The sequence below is a fragment of the Allofournierella massiliensis genome (genome assembly GCF_964241245.1).
Lineage (GTDB): Bacteria > Bacillota > Clostridia > Oscillospirales > Ruminococcaceae > Allofournierella > Allofournierella massiliensis.
In genome coordinates, this window is sequence record NZ_CAXSWZ010000005.1 from 114,449 (window position 1) to 137,981 (window position 23,533).

Sequence of the window (23,533 nt, forward strand, 5' to 3'; positions counted from 1 at the left end):
GAACGCCCTCATTTTTTCGAAATATGCCGGTCAGCCCAGCTCTTTTTTCACCAGCTCGGCCAGATGGTCGGCAATGGCCTGGATCTCGGTTTCGTCCTGGCCTTCCACCATCACACGAATCAGCGGCTCGGTGCCGCTCACACGAACCAGCACCCGGCCGGTATCGCCCAGGGCCTCCTTCTGCTGGCGGATGGCCTCCTTGATCACGTCGTTGTTGTAGAATTCCAGCTTGCCCTCGGCGGTCACGGTCACATTCACCATCACCTGCGGCAGGCGGGTCATCACCTTCGCCAGCTCGGACAGGGGCTTTTTGCACCGCTTGAGCAGGCACAGCAGCTGAATCGCGGTGAGCTGGCCGTCGCCGGTGGTGGCAAAATCCCGGAAGATGATGTGGCCGCTCTGCTCGCCACCCAGAGTGTAGCCCTCCAGCTCCATCTCCTCCAGCACATAGCGGTCGCCCACCTTGGTGGCGGCGAACTTCATGCCGTTGGCGTCACAGAAGCGGGCAAAGCCCAGGTTGGTGAGCACGGTGCCCACGATGGTGGAGCGGCGCAGTTTGCCCCGCTGCTGCATGTCCAGCCCGCAGATGGCCATGATGTAATCGCCATCCACCACTTCGCCGGTCTCGTCCACAAACAGGCAGCGATCCGCGTCGCCGTCAAAGGCAACGCCCGCGTCCACCTTGTGGGTGCGCACATACTCCTGCAGCTGCTCCAGATGGGTGGAACCGCAGCCCTCGTTGATGTTCACACCGTCTGGCGCGTCGTGCAGGATCACCGCATTGGCGCCCAGCTCCTCGAACAGGGTGCGGGCGGTGGCGCTGGCGGAACCGTTGGCGCAGTCCACCACAATGTTCATTCCCTCCAGCGAATAGGGAATGGTGCTTTTCAGGTGCTCGATGTAATCTCGGGCGGCGGTGGTGCAGTGGCTGATCTGGCCCAGATTCTCGCCCCTGGCGTAGGTGAAATCGTTCTTCTCGATCAGGTGCTCGATCTGCTCCTCCAGCTCATCCGGCAGCTTGAAGCCGTCGCCGTTGAAGATCTTGATGCCGTTAAAGGGGTACGGGTTGTGGCTGGCGGAAATCATCACGCCCGCGTCCGCCTTGTACTTGCCCACCAGATAGGCCACCGCCGGGGTGGAGATCACGCCCAGGTCGATTACGTCCGCGCCCACCGAGCACAGGCCGGCAGCCAGCGCCGCGCCCAGCATATCGCTGGAAATGCGGGTATCCTTGCCCATTACCACCAGCGGACGGCGGCGACGGCCATAGGCCAGCACCGCAGCGGCGGCCCGGCCGATGGCCATGGCCAGTTCACAGGTCATATCCTCGCCGGCAATGCCGCGCACGCCGTCGGTTCCAAACAGTCTGCCCATATTCAAACACTCCTCTATTCTTCTTAAGTTCGGGGTACAATATGCTGCGCATCCTTGTAGATATGATTCGGGGCCACCACGCCCCGCACGCAGCTGGTGGGGTAAATCTGGCAGCGGCGGCCCAGCACCGAGCCGGGGCACAGCACGCTGTTGCAGCCCACCTCGGCTTCGTCGCCCACCAGCGCGCCCAGTTTTTTGCGGCCGGTCACCAGAATCTCCTCGTCCTGCCGGATGCACACCAGCGATTTGTCGCTTTTCAGGTTACTGGTCACCGCGCCCGCACCCATGTGGGCCTTGTAGCCCAGAATGGAATCGCCCACATAGTTGAAATGGGGCACCTGTGCACCGTCGAACAGAATGCAGTTCTTCAGCTCCACGCTGTTGCCCACCACGGCGCCCGCGCCCACCAGAGCACTGCCCCGGATAAAGGCACAGTGGCGCACCTCGGCTTCCGGGCCGATGATGCAGGGCCCGGTCAGCAGGGCACTGGGGGCTACCTGTGCACTCTTAGCCACCCAAACCCCGGGAACAGGCTGGTCGTATTCCTCACTGGGCAGGCTGCGGCCCAGCTTCTCAATAAATTCCTTCAGTTCATCCAGCACTTCCCAGGGGCGCTCCTTCCCCTCAAACAGGGGCGCGGCCAGGGTGTGGGAAAGATCGAACAACACTTCAGTGCGGCAGACATCCATACAGCAGATGCTCCTTTCAAAAATTCACTTGAGTAAATTATAAGCATCGGATTTCCAAAATACAACCCGAAAATATAAAAAACGTGGACGAAAAAGCAAATTCGGTGGAAGTTACGAAATTTTCGCTTCCAAGCCTTTTAAAATTGTCACAAAAATCCCCGAAATTTACACATTCATCCTCATGCTTGTACAAAAAGCGCCCCGCACCTGCAGCAGGTACGGGGCTGTTTTTGCAGAAAAGAGCGAACCGGCTCATGTTCGCGGAGCCTTGGCTCCGGCGGCCAGCCAGCGCATCCGGCTGAGATAGACCACCAGACTGGCCAGAGGGCCCAGAATATCCGAGATGGGCTCGGCGTAGAAGGCCGCCATGCCCCCAAACAGAGCGGGCAGAATAAACAGCGGCACAAAATAGGCCAGCTTCCGGAAGAAGGAAAGCGGCAGCGAATAGCGCATCATCCCCATGCCGGTAAAACCGTCGATGATGGTGTATTGCAGGCCCAGCGGCACCACCGCCAGCGTGCAGATGCGGATGGCCCGCACCGCCAGCGGCAGCACCTGGGCATCCTGGGTGAAGATGGAGGCGAACGCCGCAGGCAGCAGCTGCCCCGCTGCACAGAGCAGCGCCGTATAGATAAGGCTCAGCGCCAGAATAAACTTCTGGGCCTGGAGAATACGGTCGGGCCGGCCCGCGCCGTAGTTAAAGCCCAGAATGGAACCGGTACCGCCGGTGATGCCGCCCAGCGGCATGGTAACCACCAGCATAAAGCTCTGGGAAATGGTGGCCGCCGCCACCAGAAGATCGCCCTCGGTCGGGCCGCCATATTTTTGCAGCAGAGCATTCAGGGCAATGATCATCACATTGTCGAAGGCGATGATGGCAAAGGGGGTGAAGCCGGTGGCCAGCACCCGGCCCATCACCCGCAGATCGTAGCCGCCGAAGGTGATGTGGATGGGCGGCGTTTTGCTGAACAGAAAACGCAGCACGAACAAACAGCTGCCCAGCTGGCTGAGAATGGTGGCCAGCGCCGCACCGGTAACACCCATGTTCAGCACAAAGATGAACACCGGATCCAGCAGAATGTTCAACACCGCGCCCAGCATCACCGACTGCATGCCCTTTTTGGCAAAGCCCTGGCAGATGATGAACTGGTTCATACCGGTGGAAAGCAGCGCAAAGGGCGTGCCCAGCAGATACACCGTGTAATAGGCCATGGCGTAGGGCAGGGTGGATTCGCTTGCGCCAAACAGAAGCAGGGTCTGCTGCCTTGTGGCCAGCGCCAGCGCCATAAGCACCACCGAAAAACCGCAGAGCAGCAAAAAGCAGTTGGCAAGAATTCTTTTGGCAGCGTTCTGATCGCCCGCGCCCATGCGGATGCTCATCAAAGGCGAGCCACCCACACCCACCAGAAAGGCGACAGATCCGATCATGGTCACGATCGGCCCGCAGACGCCCGCACCTGCCAGCGCCAGCTTACCCACCTCGGCAATGTTTCCGATGTACATCCGGTCCACCACGCTGTACAGCACACTCACAAACTGCGCCAGCATGCTGGGGATGGCAATGCGCAGCACCAGCTGCGGAATGGGGTCCCGCCCCAGATCATTTTCCAGTTTTGCGGCCTGGCTCGCCATGATCTTCTTCACTCCTGTTTTGTGCGATACTTTTACGGCGCAAAGCCGCCCGGCTATTATAGCATTCCCGCATGGGAAAGTAAAGCGGGCCGCTTCCGGAAAAATCCGGCAGCGGCCCGCTTTTGTTTTTTGGGATGAACTTACAGGTTTTTCAGGATGGCGTCGCCCATTTCCGAGCAGCTGACCAGAGTGCAGCCCTCGGCCATCATGTCGCCGGTGCGCAGGCCTGCGTCCAGCACCTTATGCACCGCAGCCTCGATGGCAGCGGCCTCCTCATCCAGATCAAAGCTGTATTTCAGCATCATGGCAGCGGAGAGGATGGTGCCGATGGGATTTGCCTTGTTCTGGCCCGCAATGTCCGGCGCGGAGCCGTGGATGGGCTCGTACAGGCCCCGGCTTCCTTCGCCCAGGCTGGAAGAAGGGATCATGCCGATGGAGCCGGTGATCATGCTGGCCTCGTCGGAAAGAATATCGCCAAACATATTCTCGGTGACCACCACATCGAACTGGCTGGGGTCCTTCACGATCTGCATGGCGGTGTTGTCCACCAGCATATCGGCGTATTCCACGTCCGGGTATTCCTCCGCCAGCCGGTGCATCACCTTGCGCCACAGGCGGCTGGTATCCAGCACGTTGGCCTTGTCCACACTGGTCACCTTGTTGCGGCGCTTGCGGGCAGTCTCGAAGGCAATGCGGCCGATGCGCTCGATCTCGTGTTCGGCGTAGCTCATCACGTCGGTGGCCTTCTGCTCGCCGCCGCATTCCTCGGTGGTATGGCTGCCGAAGTACACGCCGCCAATCAGCTCCCGCACCACGAGGAAGTCAATCCCTTTTTCCACAATTTCCGGCTTCAGGGGGCTGGCGGCAGCCAGCTGGGGCCAGAGCTTCGTCGGGCGGTTGTTGGCATACAGGCCCATGCCGGAACGCAGGGCCAGCAGGCCCTTTTCCGGGCGCTTGTCGCCGGGCAGGCCGTCCCATTTGGGGCCGCCCACCGCGCCCAGCAGCACGCTGTCCGCCACAAGGCATTTTTCCAGCATGGCGGCGGGCAGAGCCTCGCCCCATTTGTCGATGGCAACGCCGCCCATATCCACATCGGTATAAGTAAAGGTGTGGCCGTATTTATTCGCCACCGCGTCCAGTACCCGCAGGGCCTGGTCCACGATCTCGGGGCCGATGCCGTCGCCCCGGATCACCGCAATCTGCTTTTCCATGGGAATCTGTCCTCTCTTTTCTGTGTTTACTGTCTGATGCTGTTCATCAGCCCGCCTGCCTTGATGATCTCCTGAATGAAGGGCGGGAAGGGCTGGGCCTGAAAGGTCTGGCCGGTGGTCTCGTCGGTGATAACGCCGGTGTCGAAGTCCACATGCACCTTGTCCCCCGCCTGAATGGCCTCGCTTGCCGCCGGGCATTCCAGAATGGGCAGACCGATGTTGATGGCGTTGCGGTAGAAGATGCGGGCGAAGGTGGCTGCGATCACGCAGGAGACCCCCGCCGTTTTGATGGCCAGCGGAGCATGCTCCCGGCTGGAGCCGCAGCCGAAGTTGGCTCCTCCCACCATGATGTCGCCGGGCTGCACCTTCTTCACGAAGTCGGGGTCGATGTCCTCCATACAGTGAGCTGCCAGCTCCTTTGCATCGGGGGTGTTCAGGTACCGGGCAGGGATGATTACGTCGGTGTCCACATTGTCCGGATATTTATGTACAAAACCGTTTGCCTGCATTGGTAATTCCTGCCTTTCTTATTCCGCAATGGCGCGGGGGTCGGTGATAAAGCCGGTGAGAGCGCTGGCCGCCGCGGTGGCGGGGCTTGCCAGATAGACCTCACTCTCCACATGGCCCATGCGGCCCACAAAGTTCCGGTTGGTGGTGGAGATGCAGCGCTCGCCCTGGGCCAGAATGCCCATGTAGCCGCCCAGACAGGGCCCGCAGGTGGGGGTGGAAACCACGCAGCCCGCGTCGATGAAATCGGTGGTCCAGCCCCGCAGGATGCACTCCTTGTAGATGGCCATGGTGGCGGGGATGATGATGGCCCGCACACCGGGGGCGATGTGTTTGCCCTTCAGCACCTTCCAGGCGGCCTCCATATCCTCCAGCCGGCCGTTGGTGCAGCTGCCGATGACCACCTGATCGATCTTCACGTCCCTTCCTTCCGCGGCGGGCTTGGTGTCCTCCGGCAGGTGGGGCCAGGCCACGGTGGGTTCCAGCGCGGAGAGATCAATCTCGATGGTCTGCTCGTACTCTGCGTCCTCGTCCGCCTCGTACACGGTCCAGGGGCGCTGGCTGCGGCCGGTGAGATACTGGATGGTCACCTCGTCCACCGGGAAGATACCATTCTTCGCGCCTGCCTCAATGGCCATGTTGCAGATGCAGAGCCGGTCATCCATGGAAAGGCTGGCCACGCCCGGGCCGGTGAACTCCATGCTCTTGTACAGCGCGCCGTCCACCCCGATCATTCCGATGATGTGCAGGATCAGATCCTTGCCGCTCACCGGGGGCTGCAGCTGGCCCTTCAGCACAAAGCGGATGGCGGCGGGCACCTTGAACCAGCATTTGCCGGTGGCCATGCCTGCGGCCATGTCGGTGCTGCCCACACCGGTGGAAAAAGCGCCCAGTGCGCCGTAGGTGCAGGTGTGGCTGTCCGCACCGATGATGCAGTCACCGGCAGTCACAATGCCTTTTTCCGGCAGCAGCGCGTGCTCGATGCCCATCTGGCCCACGTCGTAGAAATTCAGGATGTCGTATTTGTTCGCAAAGTCCCGGCACTGCTTGGACTGCTGAGCGGCCTTGATGTCCTTGTTGGGCACGAAGTGATCCAGCACGATGTTGATGCGGGTCTTATCGAACACGCTGGTGAAGCCTGCCTTGTTGAACTCGTTGATGGCCACCGGGGTGGTGATGTCGTTGCCCAGTACCTCGTCCAGTCGGGCGCTGATCAGCTGGCCTGCCTCCACCTTGTCCAGCCCGGCATGGGCGGCCAGAATCTTCTGCGTCATTGTCATTCCCATGATTGTTTCTTCCCCTTTTATTTGTTGTTGGCCGCGCTGACCATTGCCTTAATGCCTGCGCGGATGATGTCGGTGTCGGTTCCGGCACCCCAGGTCACGGTGCCGTCGCCCCAGCGCAGGCCCACATAAGCCGCCGCTTCACTGGTGGAGCCGTGCTGCAGGCTGTGCTCGGAGTAGGTTTCGATGGTGAAGTCCTGCCCGGTGGCCGCCTTCAATGCGTTGCACACCGCGTCCAGGCGGCCGTTGCCCTGGGCGCTGGCCTCCTTGGTGGTTCCGTCCGGCATGGCGACGGTGATGGCCGCGAAGATTCCGTTCTTCTGGATGAAGTGGGCGTCCGGAATGTCCACCGGAGCGCATTTGTTCAGATAGGTATCGTAGAACACCTGGGCCACCTCGTCGGGCGAAAGCTCCTTGTGGGCGTGGTCCGAGATGGATTTGACCGTGTAGCCGAAATGCTCCCGCATCTTGGGGGGCAGATCGTAGCCGAATTTCTGCTGCAGCAGGAAACCAATGCCGCCCTTGCCGCTCTGGCTGTTGATGCGGATCACATCGCCGTCGTAGGTGCGACCGATGTCGGTGGGGTCGATGGGGATGTAGGGCACATTCCACTGGTGCAGGTTCTTTTCCTTCCGCCAGTTCATACCCTTGGCGATGGCGTCCTGATGGCTGCCGCTGAAGGCCGCGAACACCAGCGCACCGGCGTAGGGAGTGCGCTCGTACACATGCATCCGGGTCACCCGTTCATACAGCTCCACAATGGCGGGCATGTCGCTGAAATCCAGCTTCGGGTCCACCCCGTGGGTGTACAGGTTCATGGCCAGGGTGATCAGATCCACGTTGCCGGTGCGCTCGCCGTTGCCGAACAGGGTGCCCTCCACCCGGTCCGCTCCGGCCAGCAGGGCCAGCTCGGTGTCGGCCACGCCGCAGCCCCGGTCGTTGTGGGGGTGCAGGCTGAGCACCACGCTGTCCCGGTATTTCAGGTTGTCGCTCATGTATTCGATCTGGTTGGCGTAGATGTGGCTCATGCTCATGGCCACGGTGACCGGCAGATTGATGATCATGGGCTTATCCGGGGTGGGCTGCATGATGTCCAGCACCGCGTTGCACACTTCCAGCGCATATTCCGGCTCGGTGCCGGTGAAGCTTTCCGGGCTGTATTCAAACCGGAAGTTGCCCGGGTATTCGGCAGCCAGCTGCTTGACCAGGGCCGCGCCGTCGGTGGCGATCTTTTTGATCTCTTCTTTGCTCTTTTTGAACACCTGCTCCCGCTGGGCCACGCTGGTGGAATTGTAGAAGTGGATCACCGCGCTGGGTGCGCCCTGCACCGCCTCAAAGGTCTTGCGGATGATGTGGTCCCGGCACTGGGTGAGCACCTGCACGGTCACATCTTCGGGGATCATGTTGTTCTCGATCAGGGTGCGCAGGAATTCGTACTCCGTCTCGCTGGCAGCGGGGAAGCCCACCTCGATCTCCTTGAAGCCGATCTTCACCAGCAGCTGGAAGAACTCCAGCTTTTCCTCCAGGCTCATGGGCACGATCAGGCTCTGGTTGCCGTCCCGCAGGTCCACACTGCACCAGGCGGGGGCCTTTTCGATGTGATCCTTATGCACCCAGCGGTACTCGGTCTTGGGCGGGTTATAGTAGCCGATCTGATACTTGGTCACGTCCATCATAAAACAATCGCTCCTTGTTTTGTTCTTCCTGCCGGGGCGGATGCAGACAAAAAAAGCCCTCGTCTCTCAAGGGTCTTTGCCCCTGAGAGACGAGGGCCACATCTTCATGTAAGGCTCCCGCGGTACCACTCTCATTGCTGTGTGTCAGCCGCTCTGTACGGTCGGCAGCCAATGAAAAAGCCGCGAACCGCGCCCCGGATAACGGTGGGGTTCCGCCCTGCGCCTACTGACCGCTTACATCGCTAAACGGGGTTCTGCCGGGTGCTCAGGGGCCAGTATACAGATTCCGCGCCGCTGCCTCGCACCAACCGGCAGCTCTCTGAAGGCGTATGGGCTCTGCTTTTTCCCCGTCCACGCATTTGGATGTTTATCTTGGTAGTAGTTTACCGCATTAAATCTAGTTTGTCAACCCTGTTTTTCGCCGCCCAGCATCCATTTTACCAGCTCCACCGCCGGGATCACCGCCAGTGCAAGCGCCAGACTCAGGCCGTACTGAGCCATGCTCAGAGGAGCAAACCCGAAGGCAGCTGCCGCCGGAGGAAAAAACAACACCCCGGTGGTGAGGGCAAGGCTGCCCGCCAGCGCCGCCCAGAGGTAAGGGTTCTCCCCCTGCTGCTCAAAAATGCTGCCCCGCCGGCTGCGCAGGTTGAAGCTGTGGAAGATCTCGGCCATGCTCATGGTGAGAAAGGCCATGGTCACGCCCAGCCCGCTCTGGTCTGCCTGCCAGAGGCCGGTTTCCAGCCGCACGCCCGCAAAATAAGACCCCAGCGTGAGCGCCGTAACCAATGCCCCCTGCCACAGCACATCCACGCCCAGACCTTCGGCGAAGATGCCCTGCCCCCGGGGCCGGGGCGGGCGGTGCATACTGCCCGGCTCCGCCCGCTCCATGCCAAGGGCCAGCGCGGGGAAACAGTCGGTGATCAGGTTGATCCACAAAAGATGCACCGGCTCCAGCAGCCGGATGCCCAAAAGTGTGGCCAGAAAGATGCTGGCCACCTCGCTCATGTTGGAAGCCAGCAGAAACTGGATGGCCTTGCGGATGTTCTCGTAAATGCGTCGGCCTTCCGCCACCGCGGCGGCGATGGTGGCAAAGTTATCGTCCGCCAGAACCATGTCCGCCACGTTCTTGGTCACGTCGGTTCCGGTAACGCCCATGCCCACGCCGATGTCCGCCGCCTTCACTGCCGGGGCGTCGTTCACCCCGTCGCCGGTCATTGCGGTCACGCAGCCCCGCTGCTGCCAGGCCCGCACGATCCTCGCCTTGTGCTGGGGCTGCACGCGGGCATACACCGAAAACTCCGGGGCTCGCCGCCGCAACTCCTCATCGCTCATGGCATCCAGGGCCGCGCCGGTGACCACCTGGCTCGCGCTGCTCACCAGCCCCAGCGTGCGGCCAATTGCGGCGGCAGTATCCGGGTGATCACCGGTGATCATCACGGTGCGGATGCCTGCCGACCTGCAAGCTCGCACCGCTCCCGGCACCTGAGGGCGCACCGGGTCCAGCATGCCCGCAAGGCCCAGAAACACCAGCTGGTTTTCCGCTGCGGCGGGCGTTAAAGGTGCGGGCAGCCGGTCCCATGCCCGGTAAGCCGCCGCCAGTACCCGCAGTGCCTGCGCCGCCATCCGCCGGTTCTCCGCCAGAATGCGAGTGCGGTCCGCCTGGGTCAGAGGCCGGGGCTGGCCATCCTGCAGCCAGTGGGTGCATTTTTGCAGCAGCACGTCCGGTGCGCCTTTCGTATACTGGATTATTCCGTCCTTCTGTTTATGGAAGGTGCTCATGCACTTGCGCTCGCTGTCGAAAGGCAGCTCGGCCACCCGGGGCTGTGGTGCCGCCAGTGCCGCCTTGCGCATTCCCAAGCGGGCGGCGTATTCCACCAGCGCGCACTCGGTGGCCTCCCCTTTTGCGGTACCATCCGGCTCCAGCTGTGCGTCGGTGCAAAGGGTCATCGCGGTTGCCAGCAGCTTCTGGGGGCCGTAGCAGCGCTGCACCTCCATCCGGTTCTGGGTCAGGGTTCCGGTCTTGTCGGTGCAGATCACCTGTGCGCAGCCCAGCGCCTCCACCGCCGTGAGCCGGCGGATCACTGCACCCTGACGGCTCATCCGGGTCACCCCCACCGAAAGCACGATGGTCACCACTGCGGCCAACCCCTCCGGCACCGCCGCTACCGCCAGACTTACCGCCACCAGAAAGGTGTCCAGAACGGTGGGCAGATCCACGCTGCCGTTTCGCCACAGGCTGAACCCGAACAAAAACACGCAAATGGCCAGCACCAGCGCACTCAAGGTCCGGCTCAGGCCCGCCAACGTCTGCTGCAAAGGTGTCTTGCCCTGTGCGGTCTCCGCCAGCGCCCCGGCAATGCGGCCCATCTCGGTGTTCATTCCGGTGGCGGTGACCAGAAGCTTGCCCCGGCCATACCGCACGGTGCTGCCCAGATAGGCCATGCAGCGGCGCTCGGCCAGCGGAGTATTCGCCCCCGTCGGGCGGGTGTTTTTTTCCACCGGCAGGCTCTCACCGGTGAGGGCGGCTTCCTCGGTGCGCAGGCTGACGCATTCCACGAGCCGCCCGTCCGCCGGAACCGCGTCCCCCGCCTCCAGCAGTACCACGTCCCCCGGCACCAGCTCCTCGCTGGCCACCTCCAGCTGACGGCCACCCCGCAGCACCCGGCTGTGGGCTGCTGTCATCTTTTGCAGCGCCTGAATGGCCTGCTCGGCCTTGTGCTCCTGATAGACCCCCAGCACCCCGTTGATGATCACCACCGCCAGAATGATAAACACATCCGCAAAGCTTTCGCCCGCCACAGCCGCCGCCCCGCCGGACACCGCCGCAGCAGCCAGCAGCACCACAATCATCGGGTCGGCCATCTGCTGCAAAAACCGCTGGAACAGCCCGGCCTGCTTTTGCTCGGCCAATCGGTTGGGGCCGTTCTCGGCCAGACGGCGGGCCGCCTCTGCTTCCCCGAGCCCCTGCGGGCTGCTTTTTGCCCGCCCCAGCGCGGCCTCAATCTCCAGCTGATACCATTCCATTCCCTCGTCCTCCTTTTTCCGCAACCGGTTCCTTTCAGTGTATGCGGGAAAAAAGCGGGGCATGAATGAGCTAGACAACCGGGGGTTTTGATATATTCATCCAATTATATACTTTTAGTATATAATCAACATAAAGAAAACCGCCCCGGACAAAACCGGAGCGGCGGTATACAAAACTTATTTGATGCGCAGGATGCTCTGAATGAGCAGCACGCCCACCAGGATGGGCAGCACGAAGGTCACATAGCCGCGCACCCAGTTCGGCACCTTGGGTCCCACGCCCTGGTTGGCCTCCTCCTGGTAGTTCTTGAAGCCCCAGCCAACACGGCTGACACAGAACAGCAGGTAAACCAGCGAACCGCCGGGCAGCAGGATGTTGCTGACCAGATAGTCCTCCAGATCCAGCACGGCGGTGCCTGCCTCGAAGGGCACGAAGCCGCTCCACACATTGTAGCCCAGAATACAGGGCATGGAAATGATGGCCACGATGATGCCGTTCACCAGCGCGGCCTTTTTGCGACTCCAGCCGGAAAGGTCGATGGTGCAGGCCAGAATGTTCTCGAACACCGCCACGATGGTGGAGAAGGAGGCGAAGCTCATGAACAAAAAGAACAGAGTGCCCCACACACGGCCCGCCGCCATGGAGTTGAACACGTTGGGCAGGGTCATGAAGATCAGCGGAGGGCCGCTGTCCACGGGAACATCGTAGGCAAAGCAGGCCGGGAAGATGATCAGGCCGGACACAAAGGCCACAAAGGTATCCAGAATGGCGATGTTGATGGACTCGCCCAGCAGCCGGCGCTCACGGCCCAGATAGCTGCCGAAGATCAGCATGGCGCCGATGCCCAGGCTCAGGGTGAAGAAGCTCTGGTTCATGGCCGCGGTGATGGTGCCCAGAATGCCGGTCTCCTGCACCTTGCTCAGATCCGGCACCAGATAAAAGCGAATGCCCTCAGACGCGCCGGGCAAAAACAGGCTGTTCACTGCCAGTACCACCATGATGACCAGCAGAGCCACCATCATCCATTTGGTAATGCGCTCCACACCCTTCTGCAAACCGAAGGAGCAGATCACAAAGCCCAGCACCACGATGATGAGCATCCAGATGGTCATGGTCACCGGCTGGCCCAGCATACCGGAAAAGGCATTGTCGATGCCGGCCTTGTCCAGCCCGCTCATTTCACCGATGAGGAACCGATAGAAATAGTAGAGCATCCAGCCCGCTACTGTGGTGTAGAAGGCCATGAGCACATAGTTGCCCAGCATGGCAAAAATGCCGTGCCAGTGCCATTTGGATCCCTTGGGCTCCAGCTCCTGATACGCCTTGATGCAGCTCTTGCGGCTGGCCCGGCCGATGGCAAATTCCATGGTCAGCACGGGGATGCCCACCACTGCCAGGAAAAACACATACAGCAGCACAAACAGGCCGCCGCCGTTCTGGCCGACCACATAGGGGAAGCGCCACACGTTGCCGATGCCGATGGCGCACCCGGCACTGAGCAGCAGAAAGCCCAGCCGGGAACCGAATTTTTCACGTTGCATAATTCTCTTCCTCTCGCCGTTCGTTGATCCGCACCGGGCATTGCGCTCCGCAATCACTTTGCCGCAGTACTTCTTTATTATACATTCACAGTACAGTGACTTACAAGCCGTAACTGCATTTTGTGACTTTTTGTGACAAACAAAAATCGTCGCACCGGCCCGGGCAACATGCCCAAAACCGGCACGGCGTACAGCTCAGCTCAGCTCGAACATGCCGTTATACAGCTGATAGTATTCGCCCTTCTGGTCCAGCAGCTCCTGATGGCTGCCCCGCTCCACGATCTGCCCCTGCTCCAGCACGATGATGGCATCCGCGTTGCGCACGGTGGACAGCCGGTGGGCGATCACAAACACGGTGCGCCCCTCCATCAGCCGGTCCATGCCCTTTTCGATCAGGGCCTCGGTGCGGGTATCGATGCTGCTGGTGGCTTCGTCCAGAATCAGCACCGGCGGGTCCGCAATGGCCGCCCGGGCAATGGCCAGCAGCTGCCGCTGCCCCTGGGAAAGGTTCTTGCCGTCGCCGGTAACCGGGGTGTCGTACCCCTTGGGAAGACGGCGGATGAAGGAGTGGGCATTGGCCAGCTTGGCCGCCGCCACCACTTCCTCATCGGTGGCATCCAGCTTACCGAAGCGGATGTTATCCGCAATGGTGCCGGTGAACAGGTGGGTGTCCTGCAGAACCACCGCCAGCGACCGGCGCAGATCCGGTTTCTGGATGCGGCGCACATCAATGCCATCGTAGGTAATGCGCCCGTCGGTCACATCATAGAACCGGTTGATCAGGTTGGTCACCGTGGTTTTGCCCGCGCCGGTGGACCCCACAAAAGCAATCTTCTGGCCGGGCTTTGCATAAAGGCTGATATCCTTCAGAATCAGCCGGGAGGAATCATAGCCAAAGCTCACATGCTCAAAGCGTACATCGCCCCGCAGCGGAGTCTCCTTTCCGGAAGCGTTATCCTTCCAGACCCAGGCGCCCTGTGTGCCGGCCAGCTCCACGCTGCCCTTGTCCACCTCGGGGGTCTCCTCCATGGCGTTGAAGATTCGCTCGGCGCCGGCCAGCGCCGCCAGCAGGAAGTTGGACTGCTGGGTAAACTGGTTGATGGGCATGGCTGCCTGACGCACAAATACCAGATAACTGGTGAGGCTGCCCACGTCGGTCATGCCGTGGATGGCCATAATGCCGCCCAGCACCGCCACCACCGCATAGTTCACATAAGAAATACTCACCACGGTGGGCACCATGGTGGCCGCATAGCTCTGGGCACTGGTGGCCGCCTGACGCAGCGCCTCGTTCTGGGCGCAGAAGGCCTCCACATTCTGCCGCTCGTGGTTGAATACCTTGATCACCTTCTGGCCGCTGATCATCTCCTCAATGGTGCCGTTCAGCTTGCCCAGCACCTGCTGCTGGCTCTGGAAATACCGTTTGCTGCGCTGACCACTGTAACGCACGGTGGCGAACATGGCAATGTAGCCCACCACCACGATCAGCGAGAGCTGCCAGTTCAGCACGAACAGCAGCGTCAGGGTGCCAACGATCTGAATAAAGCTCTGGATCACCATGGCAAAGCTGTTGTTCAGCGCGTCGGCAATGGTATCCACGTCGTTGGTAAAGCGGCTCATAATGTCGCCGTGGCTGCGGGTATCAAAATAGCGCAGCGGAAGGGTCTGCACATGGCGGAACAGATCCCGTCGGATCTCGTACACAATTTTCTGGGCAGCCTTCACCATCAGCTGGGTGTAGCCAAAAGCAGATACCACGCCCACCGCATAGATGCCCGCCACAATGCCCACCGCCGCCAGCAGGCCGTTGGTATCGGCGGGCAGGATGTAACGGTTCACCAGAGGCTTGAGCATGAAGGTGCCCAGCAGGTTCGCGGCGGCGCTCAGGCTTACCAGCACCGCCACCAGTGCCATAATCAGCTTGTGGTGGCCCATGTAGGCCAGCAGTACCCCCAGCGTATGGCCCAGATCATTGGGCCGCCGGGCCGAAAACTGCCGTCTGCTCATTCTTCGCCGCCTCCTTTCATCTGGGATTCATAGATCTCCCGGTAGATGGCATTCTCCGCCAGCAGCTGGCTGTGGGTGCCAATGCCATTGACCCGGCCATCCTCCAGCACCAGAATCTGATCCGCGTCCATTACCGAGGTCACCCGCTGAGCGATGATGATCTTGGTGGTATCGGCCAAGGCCGCAAGCCCCGCCCGGATGCGGGCCTCGGTGGCGGTGTCCACCGCACTGGTGGAGTCATCGAAGATCAGCACCTTGGGCCGCTTGAGCAGGGTGCGGGCAATGCACAGGCGCTGCTTCTGCCCACCGGACACGTTCACGCCGCCCTGGCCCAGCTCGGTGTCCAGCCCCTTGGGCATCCGACTCAAAAATTCATCGGCACAGGCGGTACGGCAGGCCCATTCCAGCTCTTCTTCGCTGGCCTGTTCGTTGCCCCAGAGCAGGTTTTCCCGGATGGTACCGCTGAACAGCACGTTCTTTTGCAGCACGATGCCCACCGCATCCCGCAGCGCTTCCAGCCGGTATTCCCGCACATCCCGGCCGCCCACCTTGACGCAGCCGCCGGTCACATCATACAAACGGGGAATCAGCTGCACCAGCGAGGTTTTGGCCGAACCGGTGCCGCCCAGAATGCCCAGCGTCTGTCCCGCCGGCACACGCAGGCAGATGTCCTCCAGCACATTCTCCTGCGCGGAGGCGCTGTATTTGAAATCCACATGGCAGAATTCCACACTGCCATCTGTAATCTTCTCACAGGCTTCCGGCCCATCCGCCAGGCTGGGCTTCTGATCCAGTACCTCCATCACGCGGGCTGCGCTGGCAAGCGAACGGGTGAGCATCAGAAACACATTGGAGATCATCATCAGCGAGTTCATGATCTGCAGTACATAACTCAGAAAACCGGTGAGCTTACCCACCTGCATGCTGCCTGCAATCACCATATTGCCGCCGAACCAGAGCAGCAGGGTCACCGCCGCATACATGGTGAACTGGAACGCCGGCAGGTTCATCACCGCAAAGTGAAAGGTGCGCTGACTGGTCTGCATCAGGCCGCTGTTCACCTGTTCAAACTTCTCTTCCTCATACTCTCCCCGTACAAAAGCCTTTACCGCCCGGATGGCAGTCAGGTTTTCCTCCACAACCACATTCACCCGGTCCATGGCGATTTGAAGCCGGCTGTACATGGGTGCCACCTTATACACGATGAAAGCCAGCACTGCTGCAAGCACCGGTACACAACACAGAAAGATCAGGCTCAGCCGGGCGTTCATAAAGAACGCAAGCCCCACACCCATAATCAGCATGGATGGCCCACGCACCATGGGCCGGAGCCCACCGCTCACCGCATTCTGCAACACCGTAATATCAGTGGTCATGCGGGTGATCAGCGACGAGGTCTCGAACCGATCCAGATCCGCGAAGGAATATTCCTGAATCTTCCGGTACTGCTCCTGGCGCAAAAGCGCACCGAATCCACAGGCTGCCCGGGCCATATACCGGGCATACAACATACCGGTCAGCAGTGAAAGCAGAGCGCAGATTCCCATCTGCACACCCTTCATCAACACATAGTTCACATCCCGGTTGGCAACGCCCACGTCGATGGTATCCGCCATAATCACAGGGATGAACATTTCCAGCCCGGTTTCCAGCACCACAAACAGCACTGCCAGAACAAATTCTTTTTTGTAGCGGCCCAGATGCGCAAACACACGCCGCAGCTGTTCCATATATCATTCCTCCTTCCGTTTTTTTCCAATCATTTCATCGAACAAAATTCCCCCGGGGCGATTTCAGCGCTTGCCAAAACCGCCCCAGGGGGGAAATTTACAGACGTAAAGCAGTTACCCCAGCTTGCTCACGTTCATATCGGTGGGCTTGGGAATGCCAGGCACCGTGCCGGTGCTGCTGTACTGCCAGATGTCATAATTATAATCGAAGCTCAGCTGATCCCGATACTGGGCAATCCAGATGCTGTAAGGAGACAGGCTGGCCATGTTCAGCTGGTTGTAGAACCAGCTGGCGTAGCTGTAAACGCCCGCCTTGTAACCGGAATTGCGGATGGTCTCGCAGAAGGCCACCGCGTTGGCGGTACGCTGGGCACGGCTGATGTTATCGGCCCGGCCGGTATCTCCCGCCACTTTTTCGGTATCAAAATAGATGGGATAGCTGATGTTGTAGCCCTGGCACAGACTGATCACCATGCTGGCCTCTTCCACCGCTTCGGTCTCGTTGATGGCCTGGCTGTAGAAATACAAACCGACCTTCAGCCCCGCCGCAGTGGCGCCCTTGATGTTCTGGCGGAAAGTCGAATCCTCAACCAGAACACCGGTGCCGTAGCCGCGGTAGCCCACGCGAATGATGGCAAACTCGATTCCGGAGGCCTTCACCTTGTTCCAGTCGATGTTGCCCTGGTACTTGGACACGTCCACGCCCTTTACCCAGGCCGTGCCGCCGCTGTTCCCGCCGGTGCTTTCGCTGCCACTGCTTTCGCTGCCGCCAGTCTCCTGCTTCACCAGTGCGCCGTTTTCATCAAAGGTATATGTAGTGCCCGCAATTACCTTGGTGCCGGTCACCTTCTGATGCGTGCTCGGGTCATAATAGGCCTGTTTATCCGAAGTGCTGGGATACCAGCCGGAATACAGAGTTACGATCACCTTTTCCGCCGCAGTCATGGCAAAGCCATCGTGAGCAATTCCCTGCATGGCACTCTCGTCGTAGAACTGGAGTGTAGGCTCCAGAGAAAGCGTGCTCACACCATCTGCCGCACCGGCTGCCAGCAGGCCGCCGCGTGCCCAGGCACCCAGATCCAGCCCCAGAACATTGCCGGCCGCTGTTTGCAAAGCTGCAGAACCGCTGGTCGGCTCCTGGCTGGCCGCCGGAACTTCCGTCGGAGCCGGACTCTCGGTGGGAGCCGGACTCTCGGTGGGGGCCGGAACCTCGGTGGGAACCGGAACCTCGGTGGGCGCCGGGGTGGGGGTGGGTACCATACCCGCATCCAACGTTGCTTCCACCAGGAATTCCGTACCATCCTGCGCAGTAGCCGTTTTGCTCACATAATAAGGACTGGTACTGCCATCGGCATATTTCAGATACTTCCGGCCATTCTGGTCTACCACATCCGGAATATACACCGTGGTTTTGCGCTCTTCTGCCGAGGAATCGTTATAATCATAGTCGTTGCCGGAAGGAGTCGGAGCCGGAGTAGGCGCTGCGGTGGGCTCAGGCAGGGTGGGATCCTTGCCGCTTCCGGTACCTGCACCGGCATGGCTGGCGTTGCCGTTATCTTCCTTGGCCTCGTTAACCTCGCTGGACTGCTTGATCTGATCCTTAACCGCTTCCACATCGGCCTTGTACTGTACCTTTTCCTTGACCGCCAGAGTCACCGGCTCGGGGGTCACAAAGCCCTCCCGCTCGGCCACCGAGACCGTATACTCACCGATGTTCACCTGCTTGATGAGCAGCGTACCGGTTTCCGGGTCCAGCGTATAGGTGCTTGCCTTGCCGGACTTCGGCGTGAGCTGCACCTCGAAATCCTGCCCCAGCACCGGCAGCCCGCTGTCCGCGTCCATCACGGTAACGCCCACACTCTGCTGCACGGCAGTGGCTTCAATCTCCAGCCGAACCGGTGCCTGGGTGGGCTCCGGCGTGGCGGTGGCTTCCGGCTCACTGCTTACCGGCTCAACCACAGGCTGGCTCACACTCACCGAAATGGACGAACTGTTGTTGGCTGCATTCACCGCGGTAAACGCAATGCCTGCACCGCAGCTCACGGTTACCGCCAGCGCGCAGCACAAAGCAACCAGCGCTTTGCCCAGCGGCATGCGGGAAAACTTACTGCCCGAAAAATAGCGGGAAAGATCCCGTTTGTTCATAGCTATGATCCCTTTCCTTTTTCCTGTATCTTGATCAAATTCCTCGTGCTGTAACGAAAAAGGCTATAATCATGTTTAGTATACCATATTTTCCGCATAGGGAAACCAACTTTCCCTCTCTTTAACTGTTTTTCAGAATTTTGCACGAATCCCGGCTTCGGTTCTTGTTATCTTTCTTCATTTTTCCCGACTTCCTTCTCTTTTCCTTAACCCTCTGCTGGTTTTTTTGCCCTATATGTTGTAAGATGAAAAGGAAAAAGGTTCGCAATCATTTTCCCCATTCAGACAAAGGAGTTTTTTCATGGATCTTCCCATGCTACCCACCGAATTTCACACCGGTCTGTGCTTTGACGCTCATCATCTGCTGGGTGCGCATCCGGCACCGGAGCAGGGACCGGACGTCTGGCTGTTTCGTCTCTGGGCCCCCAGCGCCCGGCGTGTTCAAGTCTTTGGCGACTTCAACAGCTGGTCCGGGCAGGATCTTGCCCGCGATGCTGCCGGCGTGTGGAGCGGCTATGTGACCGGTGCACATCAGGGCCAGTTCTACAAATACAACATTCAAAAACAAAACGGCGACTGGGTCCTGCACACCGACCCCTACGGTTTTTACACGGAACTCCGGCCCGGCAGTGCCAGCGTGCTGTGGGGCCTGCCAACACACAAATTTCAGGACAAAGACTGGATCGCCAGCCGCAGCGCCCGCTATGACCAGCCGCTGAACATCTATGAACTGCACGCGGGCAGCTGGAAGCGCCACCCGGACGGCCGTTGGTACACCTACCGTCAGCTTGCGGGTGCGCTGATCCCCTGGCTAAAGGAACAGGGCTATAATTTCATCGAGCTGCTCCCGCTGGCAGAGCACCCCTTCGACGGCAGCTGGGGCTACCAGTGCACCGGCTATTTCAGCGTGACCAGCCGCTATGGTACCCCGGAGGAATTCGCCGCCTTTGTGGATGCCTGCCACCAGGCGGGTATCGGTGTTCTGATGGATTTTGTGCCGGTGCACTTTGCCTGCAATGGAGATGCGCTGGCCCGGCTGGACAGCACCCACCTTTATGAATACGACAGCGACGTGGGGCTCAGTGAATGGGGCAGCTACAACTTTAACCTGTACCGGGGCGAAGTACGCAGTTTTTTAAACAGTGCTGCCGCCTTCTGGCTGGAAGTCTATCACTGCGACGGCCTGCGCATGGATGCGGTAAGCCGGGCGCTTTACTGGCAGGGCGACGATGCCCGCGGGGTCAATCAGGGCGCGGTGAAGTTCTTGCAGACCATGAACCAGGGACTGCACCAGCGTTTCCCCGGGGTAATTCTGGCCGCAGAGGACAGCACCAACTATCTGAAGGTCACCGCTCCCGTGCAATACGACGGCCTGGGCTTCGACTATAAGTGGGATATGGGCTGGATGAACGACACTCTTCGCTATTTTTCCACACCTTTTGACCAGCGCCCGGCTCTTTATCACTCCATTACATTCTCCATGGAGTATTTTTATAATGAATTATACCTGCTGGCATTATCTCATGATGAGGTGGTACACGGCAAGCACACACTGATCGACAAGATGTGGGGCAGCTATGAGGAAAAATTCGCTCAGGCCCGGTTGCTGCAGTTTTATTTTATGTTGCATCCCGGCAAAAAACTCAGCTTTATGGGCACTGAACTGGCTCACTTCCGGGAATGGGACGAGAGTCGCGCCATGGACTGGTGCCTTCTGGAATACCCCATGCACCAGGCCTTTCTCCGGCTCGTTCGGGATTTGAACCGCCTGTACCTTCAGGAACCTGCCCTGTTCAGCGGCGAATACCACAGCGGACGCTTTCAGTGGATTACCCGTGAGGCCGTAGATGATGGTGTATTTGCCTTTACCCGCACCAGTGCCGAGGGGGAAACTTTTCTGATTGTTCTAAACACGCAGGACAAAACGCACAATCAATACCCATTGTATTTTGACAATTTCTGCCATGCCCATCTGGTACTTTGCACTAATTCGCCATATTACGGCGGCAGTCAGTCCCCCGTTGGGGAAACACGTTCGATACCGGGTGGCGTAATGGGCAAAAGCCATACCCTGTATCTCGACCTGCCCGCGTTAAGTGGCAGCCTTTATCGACTGTAATAAACAGTGAATGATCATGGATTGACAGCCCCTCTCTTTCCCGCTACAATCAAGGCAACAGGAAATCCCGGGCGGCCCGGCTGCCCCTATCACACTACTTGGGAGGTACGTTCCTATGCTGCGCATCTTGACCGATTCCACCGCTGATCTTCCAGCGGCGTTGGCACAAAGAATGCAGGTGGAGATTATTCCCCTGCAGGTAACTTTTGAGAACGGCGAAACCTATCGGGACGGGCTGGATCTTTCGCCCGATGAATTCTATGAGCGGCTCAGTGAATGCCACAAGCTGCCCAGCACCAGCCAGCCCAGCCCGAAATCGTTTGAGAAAGCCTTTCAAGACGCACAGAATGCGGGTGACGAGGTAATTGCAATTCTGCTGTCCAGCAAGATTTCCGGCACCTATCAGTCCGCCCAGATCGCTGCCTCACTGGTGGATCACGATAAAATCTACCTGATCGATGGATTGAGTGCCACACTGGGCAATCAGCTGCTGGTTCGGCTGGCAGTAGAGCTGCGTGACGAGGGGCGTCCTGCTGGCGAGATCGTAAGCATTCTGGAAGAGGAAAAGCACAAGGTTCGGCTGCTGGCCGTGGTGGACGATCTGAAATATTTCCGCAAAGGCGGTCGGCTTTCCGGTGCTGAGGCTTTTGCCGGAACGCTTCTGGGAATCAAGCCTGTGGTTGGTATGAAGGATGGACATGTGTCTCTGGTAGGCAAAGCCCGTGGCCTGCCCGGTGCCTATGTGGCACTGTTCAAGCAGCTGGATCAGGATGGCGGTTTGGATCCGGACAAACGGTACCTGGTAGGCTATACCGCTCATCATCGTGCTATGGAGCCCATTCAGAAATATCTGATCGGTAACCTGCATCTGCCTGCTGCCGAGGTCTTCCATATCGGACCGGTAATCGGCACGCACGCCGGCCCCGGTGCTGCCGGCATCGCCTATTTTGCCAAGGGTGAAGATTGAATCTGAAAGCCAAAAGAGCTCTGCGCTGGTTAATCAGCGCAGAGCTCTTTTTACAGTTCATCCCTTTGAAGGTCAATACACACAATCTCCGGCGGTGCGAGCAGACGCATCGGAAGCCGTGTAGTTCCAACACCGCCGCTCACATACAGTCGAAAAAACTCTGGTTCGGCCTTATCCAGAGAATAAAGTCCACTCACAAAATCGCCGGAACCCGGTGGAAGAATTCGCTGCGCAATCCATGGCACCCCGATCTGCCCGCCGTGGGTATGCCCCGCCAACATCAGTCCTCCTTTTGGCAACTCTGCCAAAAGGTCAACGGTAACAGGCTCATGGGCCACCAGCAGCGGAAACATATCTTCCTGGAAATCGTTCAGCAGATGTTCCATATCTCCGGTCAGATAGTCATCGTATCCCATCAGCTGGATCTGATACGCCTCCAGGAGCAGGCCCTCGTTTTTCAGTACCTGAAACCCACAGGATTCCATGAATTCCTGATAGATGCGCACAGCGCCACCGCCCCAGTCATGATTGCCCCAAACTGCATACTTGCCACCGGGAGCTTCTATACAGCTCAGCTGTATGCGCAGCATTTCCAGATCCAGCTGCTGTCGATCCCGGGCGTAGTTATCCAGAAGATCCCCGCCGAAAATCACCACATCCGGTTCCAGTCCGTTGATTTTATCGACCAGCTGCACCGCATCTGAAACAGACTTGTCCCTGCCAAAGTGGGTATCGGTAAAAAAGACAACGCGGCAGTCATCCTTCAGATTTTGTGCCGGCAGCGTCAGCCTGCGAACGATCGGCAACTCCGGTTCCACAAAGCGGGCATACAGTCCCGCCAATAAGGCCCCCAACAGGGGCAAAATCAGCATCCAACCCCAGCATCGCTTTTTTCTTGTTTGTTTCTGTCTCATCGATTGGTTTCTTTCTATATAAAAACAAGCCGCTGTTTTTTTTTCGCAGTTTATGGCTTGTGGAAATAGTCGAATAATATGAAAAACAACTCATCTTCTCCCCGGCAATATGGTTCCCGCAAAAATTTGCCTTGCAAAGTTTTGTGGGGATGAGGAGGAATGACGAAATAGTATGAGAAAAGCCCAGTCATTTGCCTGAGCTTTTGAATGGAATGCAGTCCATTCTGCCGGGGCGTTCGTTTTCCCCCGGCAACGGGGCCCCCGCAAAAGTTTGCCTTGCAAAGTTTTGTGGGGAAAAGGAGGAATGACGAAATGGTATGAGAAAAGCCCAGCCGAATGGCTGGGCTTTTTGAATGGAATGTAGTCCATTCCGACGTGGTGACCCGTGGGAGAATCGAACTCCCGTTTGCGGCGTGAGAGGCCGCCGTCTTGACCGCTTGACCAACGGGCCATATAACTGTAAAGAGAAGAGAAAAGCCGGCGCCTACCTATTTTCCCAGGTCGTCTCCAACCAAGTATCTTCGGCACAACAGAGCTTAACTTCTGTGTTCGGAATGGGAACAGGTGGGACCTCTGCGTCATCGGCACCGGCCATATATGCTCAGCATATCAGCCTTACATATTCTCTTTACTTCGAGGGATGCACCCTCAAAACTGAATAATAAACTGCGGCAAATTAGAAGTACCATAAAGACTTGTGGTCAAGCCCTCGA

At 59.1% G+C, this 23,533-nt stretch carries 15 protein-coding genes, 1 tRNA gene and 1 rRNA gene; 2 read left to right on the plus strand and 15 right to left on the minus strand.

The features are described 5' to 3' along the window. Positions 1-30: 30 nt before the first annotated feature. From glmM to ACESYO_RS04490, 12 genes are all read right to left on the minus strand, one after another. Positions 31-1,374, minus strand: a complete 1,344-nt coding sequence (gene glmM / locus ACESYO_RS04435) for a phosphoglucosamine mutase (RefSeq protein ID WP_058967191.1) — start codon at positions 1,372-1,374, stop codon at positions 31-33. A 23-nt stretch (positions 1,375-1,397) separates the two neighbouring features. Next, positions 1,398-2,063 carry an acyltransferase gene (locus tag ACESYO_RS04440; RefSeq protein WP_276869860.1) on the minus strand — a complete coding sequence of 222 codons (666 nt, stop codon included), beginning with the start codon at positions 2,061-2,063 and terminating at the stop codon, positions 1,398-1,400. A gap of 252 nt (positions 2,064-2,315) precedes the next feature. Continuing rightward, complete coding sequence (locus tag ACESYO_RS04445; RefSeq protein WP_058967193.1) at positions 2,316-3,695, minus strand: MATE family efflux transporter; 1,380 nt, start codon at positions 3,693-3,695, stop codon at positions 2,316-2,318. Between the two features lie 140 nt (positions 3,696-3,835). After that, entirely contained in the window at positions 3,836-4,906 is a 1,071-nt protein-coding gene (gene leuB, locus ACESYO_RS04450) for a 3-isopropylmalate dehydrogenase (RefSeq protein WP_058967194.1), read from the minus strand. 26 nt (positions 4,907-4,932) lie between these two features. Further along, positions 4,933-5,415 (minus strand): 3-isopropylmalate dehydratase small subunit, encoded by a 483-nt coding sequence (leuD, locus tag ACESYO_RS04455; protein ID WP_058967195.1) that lies wholly within the window; start codon positions 5,413-5,415, stop codon positions 4,933-4,935. A gap of 18 nt (positions 5,416-5,433) precedes the next feature. After that, on the minus strand, positions 5,434-6,699 hold the full coding sequence (leuC, locus tag ACESYO_RS04460; RefSeq protein ID WP_058967196.1) for a 3-isopropylmalate dehydratase large subunit: 1,266 nt from the start codon (positions 6,697-6,699) through the stop codon (positions 5,434-5,436). Between the two features lie 17 nt (positions 6,700-6,716). Then, a complete protein-coding gene (locus tag ACESYO_RS04465; protein ID WP_058967197.1) occupies positions 6,717-8,372 on the minus strand; it encodes a 2-isopropylmalate synthase in 1,656 nt (551 codons plus the stop codon). Positions 8,373-8,777: 405 nt separating this feature from the next. Next, positions 8,778-11,396, minus strand: a complete 2,619-nt coding sequence (locus ACESYO_RS04470) for a cation-translocating P-type ATPase (RefSeq protein ID WP_058967198.1) — start codon at positions 11,394-11,396, stop codon at positions 8,778-8,780. Positions 11,397-11,573: 177 nt separating this feature from the next. Further along, entirely contained in the window at positions 11,574-12,938 is a 1,365-nt protein-coding gene (locus tag ACESYO_RS04475; RefSeq protein WP_058967199.1) for a sodium-dependent transporter, read from the minus strand. A gap of 195 nt (positions 12,939-13,133) precedes the next feature. Continuing rightward, the gene (locus ACESYO_RS04480) at positions 13,134-14,945 is read right to left on the minus strand and encodes an ABC transporter ATP-binding protein (RefSeq protein ID WP_058967200.1); all 1,812 of its coding nucleotides are present in this window, start codon (positions 14,943-14,945) and stop codon (positions 13,134-13,136) included. Beyond that, positions 14,942-16,675 (minus strand): ABC transporter ATP-binding protein, encoded by a 1,734-nt coding sequence (locus tag ACESYO_RS04485; protein ID WP_276869867.1) that lies wholly within the window; start codon positions 16,673-16,675, stop codon positions 14,942-14,944. Before ACESYO_RS04485 ends, ACESYO_RS04480 begins: the two co-directional genes overlap by 4 nt. 114 nt (positions 16,676-16,789) lie before the next feature. Then, the gene (locus ACESYO_RS04490) at positions 16,790-18,820 is read right to left on the minus strand and encodes a GH25 family lysozyme (protein ID WP_276869869.1); all 2,031 of its coding nucleotides are present in this window, start codon (positions 18,818-18,820) and stop codon (positions 16,790-16,792) included. Positions 18,821-19,121: 301 nt separating this feature from the next. Between ACESYO_RS04490 and glgB the strand changes: the two genes are divergently transcribed. Then, on the plus strand, positions 19,122-20,939 hold the full coding sequence (gene glgB / locus ACESYO_RS04495; RefSeq protein ID WP_276869870.1) for a 1,4-alpha-glucan branching protein GlgB: 1,818 nt from the start codon (positions 19,122-19,124) through the stop codon (positions 20,937-20,939). A 115-nt stretch (positions 20,940-21,054) separates the two neighbouring features. Continuing rightward, positions 21,055-21,906, plus strand: coding sequence for a DegV family protein (locus tag ACESYO_RS04500; protein WP_276869872.1), 852 nt, complete (start codon positions 21,055-21,057; stop codon positions 21,904-21,906). 50 nt (positions 21,907-21,956) lie between these two features. Here ACESYO_RS04500 and ACESYO_RS04505 read toward each other — a convergent pair whose 3' ends face one another. The 3 genes from ACESYO_RS04505 to rrf form a co-directional block, all read right to left on the minus strand. After that, entirely contained in the window at positions 21,957-22,778 is an 822-nt protein-coding gene (locus tag ACESYO_RS04505) for a metallophosphoesterase (RefSeq protein WP_373209424.1), read from the minus strand. A gap of 418 nt (positions 22,779-23,196) precedes the next feature. Then, positions 23,197-23,271: transfer RNA gene (locus ACESYO_RS04510), tRNA-Glu, on the minus strand. 24 nt (positions 23,272-23,295) lie between these two features. After that, positions 23,296-23,412 (minus strand): 5S ribosomal RNA (rrf, locus tag ACESYO_RS04515). Positions 23,413-23,533 lie beyond the last annotated feature (121 nt).

Excerpts from the sequence above, each read along its gene's own strand:
- glmM (WP_058967191.1), bottom strand. The coding sequence starts at position 1,374 with ATGGGCAGACTGTTTGGAACCGACGGCGTGCGCGGCATTGCCGGCGAG.
- ACESYO_RS04440 (WP_276869860.1), bottom strand. The coding sequence starts at position 2,063 with ATGGATGTCTGCCGCACTGAAGTGTTGTTCGATCTTTCCCACACCCTG.
- ACESYO_RS04445 (WP_058967193.1), bottom strand. The coding sequence starts at position 3,695 with ATGGCGAGCCAGGCCGCAAAACTGGAAAATGATCTGGGGCGGGACCCC.
- leuB (WP_058967194.1), bottom strand. The coding sequence starts at position 4,906 with ATGGAAAAGCAGATTGCGGTGATCCGGGGCGACGGCATCGGCCCCGAG.
- leuD (WP_058967195.1), bottom strand. The coding sequence starts at position 5,415 with ATGCAGGCAAACGGTTTTGTACATAAATATCCGGACAATGTGGACACC.
- leuC (WP_058967196.1), bottom strand. The coding sequence starts at position 6,699 with ATGGGAATGACAATGACGCAGAAGATTCTGGCCGCCCATGCCGGGCTG.
- ACESYO_RS04465 (WP_058967197.1), bottom strand. The coding sequence starts at position 8,372 with ATGATGGACGTGACCAAGTATCAGATCGGCTACTATAACCCGCCCAAG.
- ACESYO_RS04470 (WP_058967198.1), bottom strand. The coding sequence starts at position 11,396 with ATGGAATGGTATCAGCTGGAGATTGAGGCCGCGCTGGGGCGGGCAAAA.
- ACESYO_RS04475 (WP_058967199.1), bottom strand. The coding sequence starts at position 12,938 with ATGCAACGTGAAAAATTCGGTTCCCGGCTGGGCTTTCTGCTGCTCAGT.
- ACESYO_RS04480 (WP_058967200.1), bottom strand. The coding sequence starts at position 14,945 with ATGAGCAGACGGCAGTTTTCGGCCCGGCGGCCCAATGATCTGGGCCAT.
- ACESYO_RS04485 (WP_276869867.1), bottom strand. The coding sequence starts at position 16,675 with ATGGAACAGCTGCGGCGTGTGTTTGCGCATCTGGGCCGCTACAAAAAA.
- ACESYO_RS04490 (WP_276869869.1), bottom strand. The coding sequence starts at position 18,820 with ATGAACAAACGGGATCTTTCCCGCTATTTTTCGGGCAGTAAGTTTTCC.
- glgB (WP_276869870.1), top strand. The coding sequence starts at position 19,122 with ATGGATCTTCCCATGCTACCCACCGAATTTCACACCGGTCTGTGCTTT.
- ACESYO_RS04500 (WP_276869872.1), top strand. The coding sequence starts at position 21,055 with ATGCTGCGCATCTTGACCGATTCCACCGCTGATCTTCCAGCGGCGTTG.
- ACESYO_RS04505 (WP_373209424.1), bottom strand. The coding sequence starts at position 22,778 with ATGCTGATTTTGCCCCTGTTGGGGGCCTTATTGGCGGGACTGTATGCC.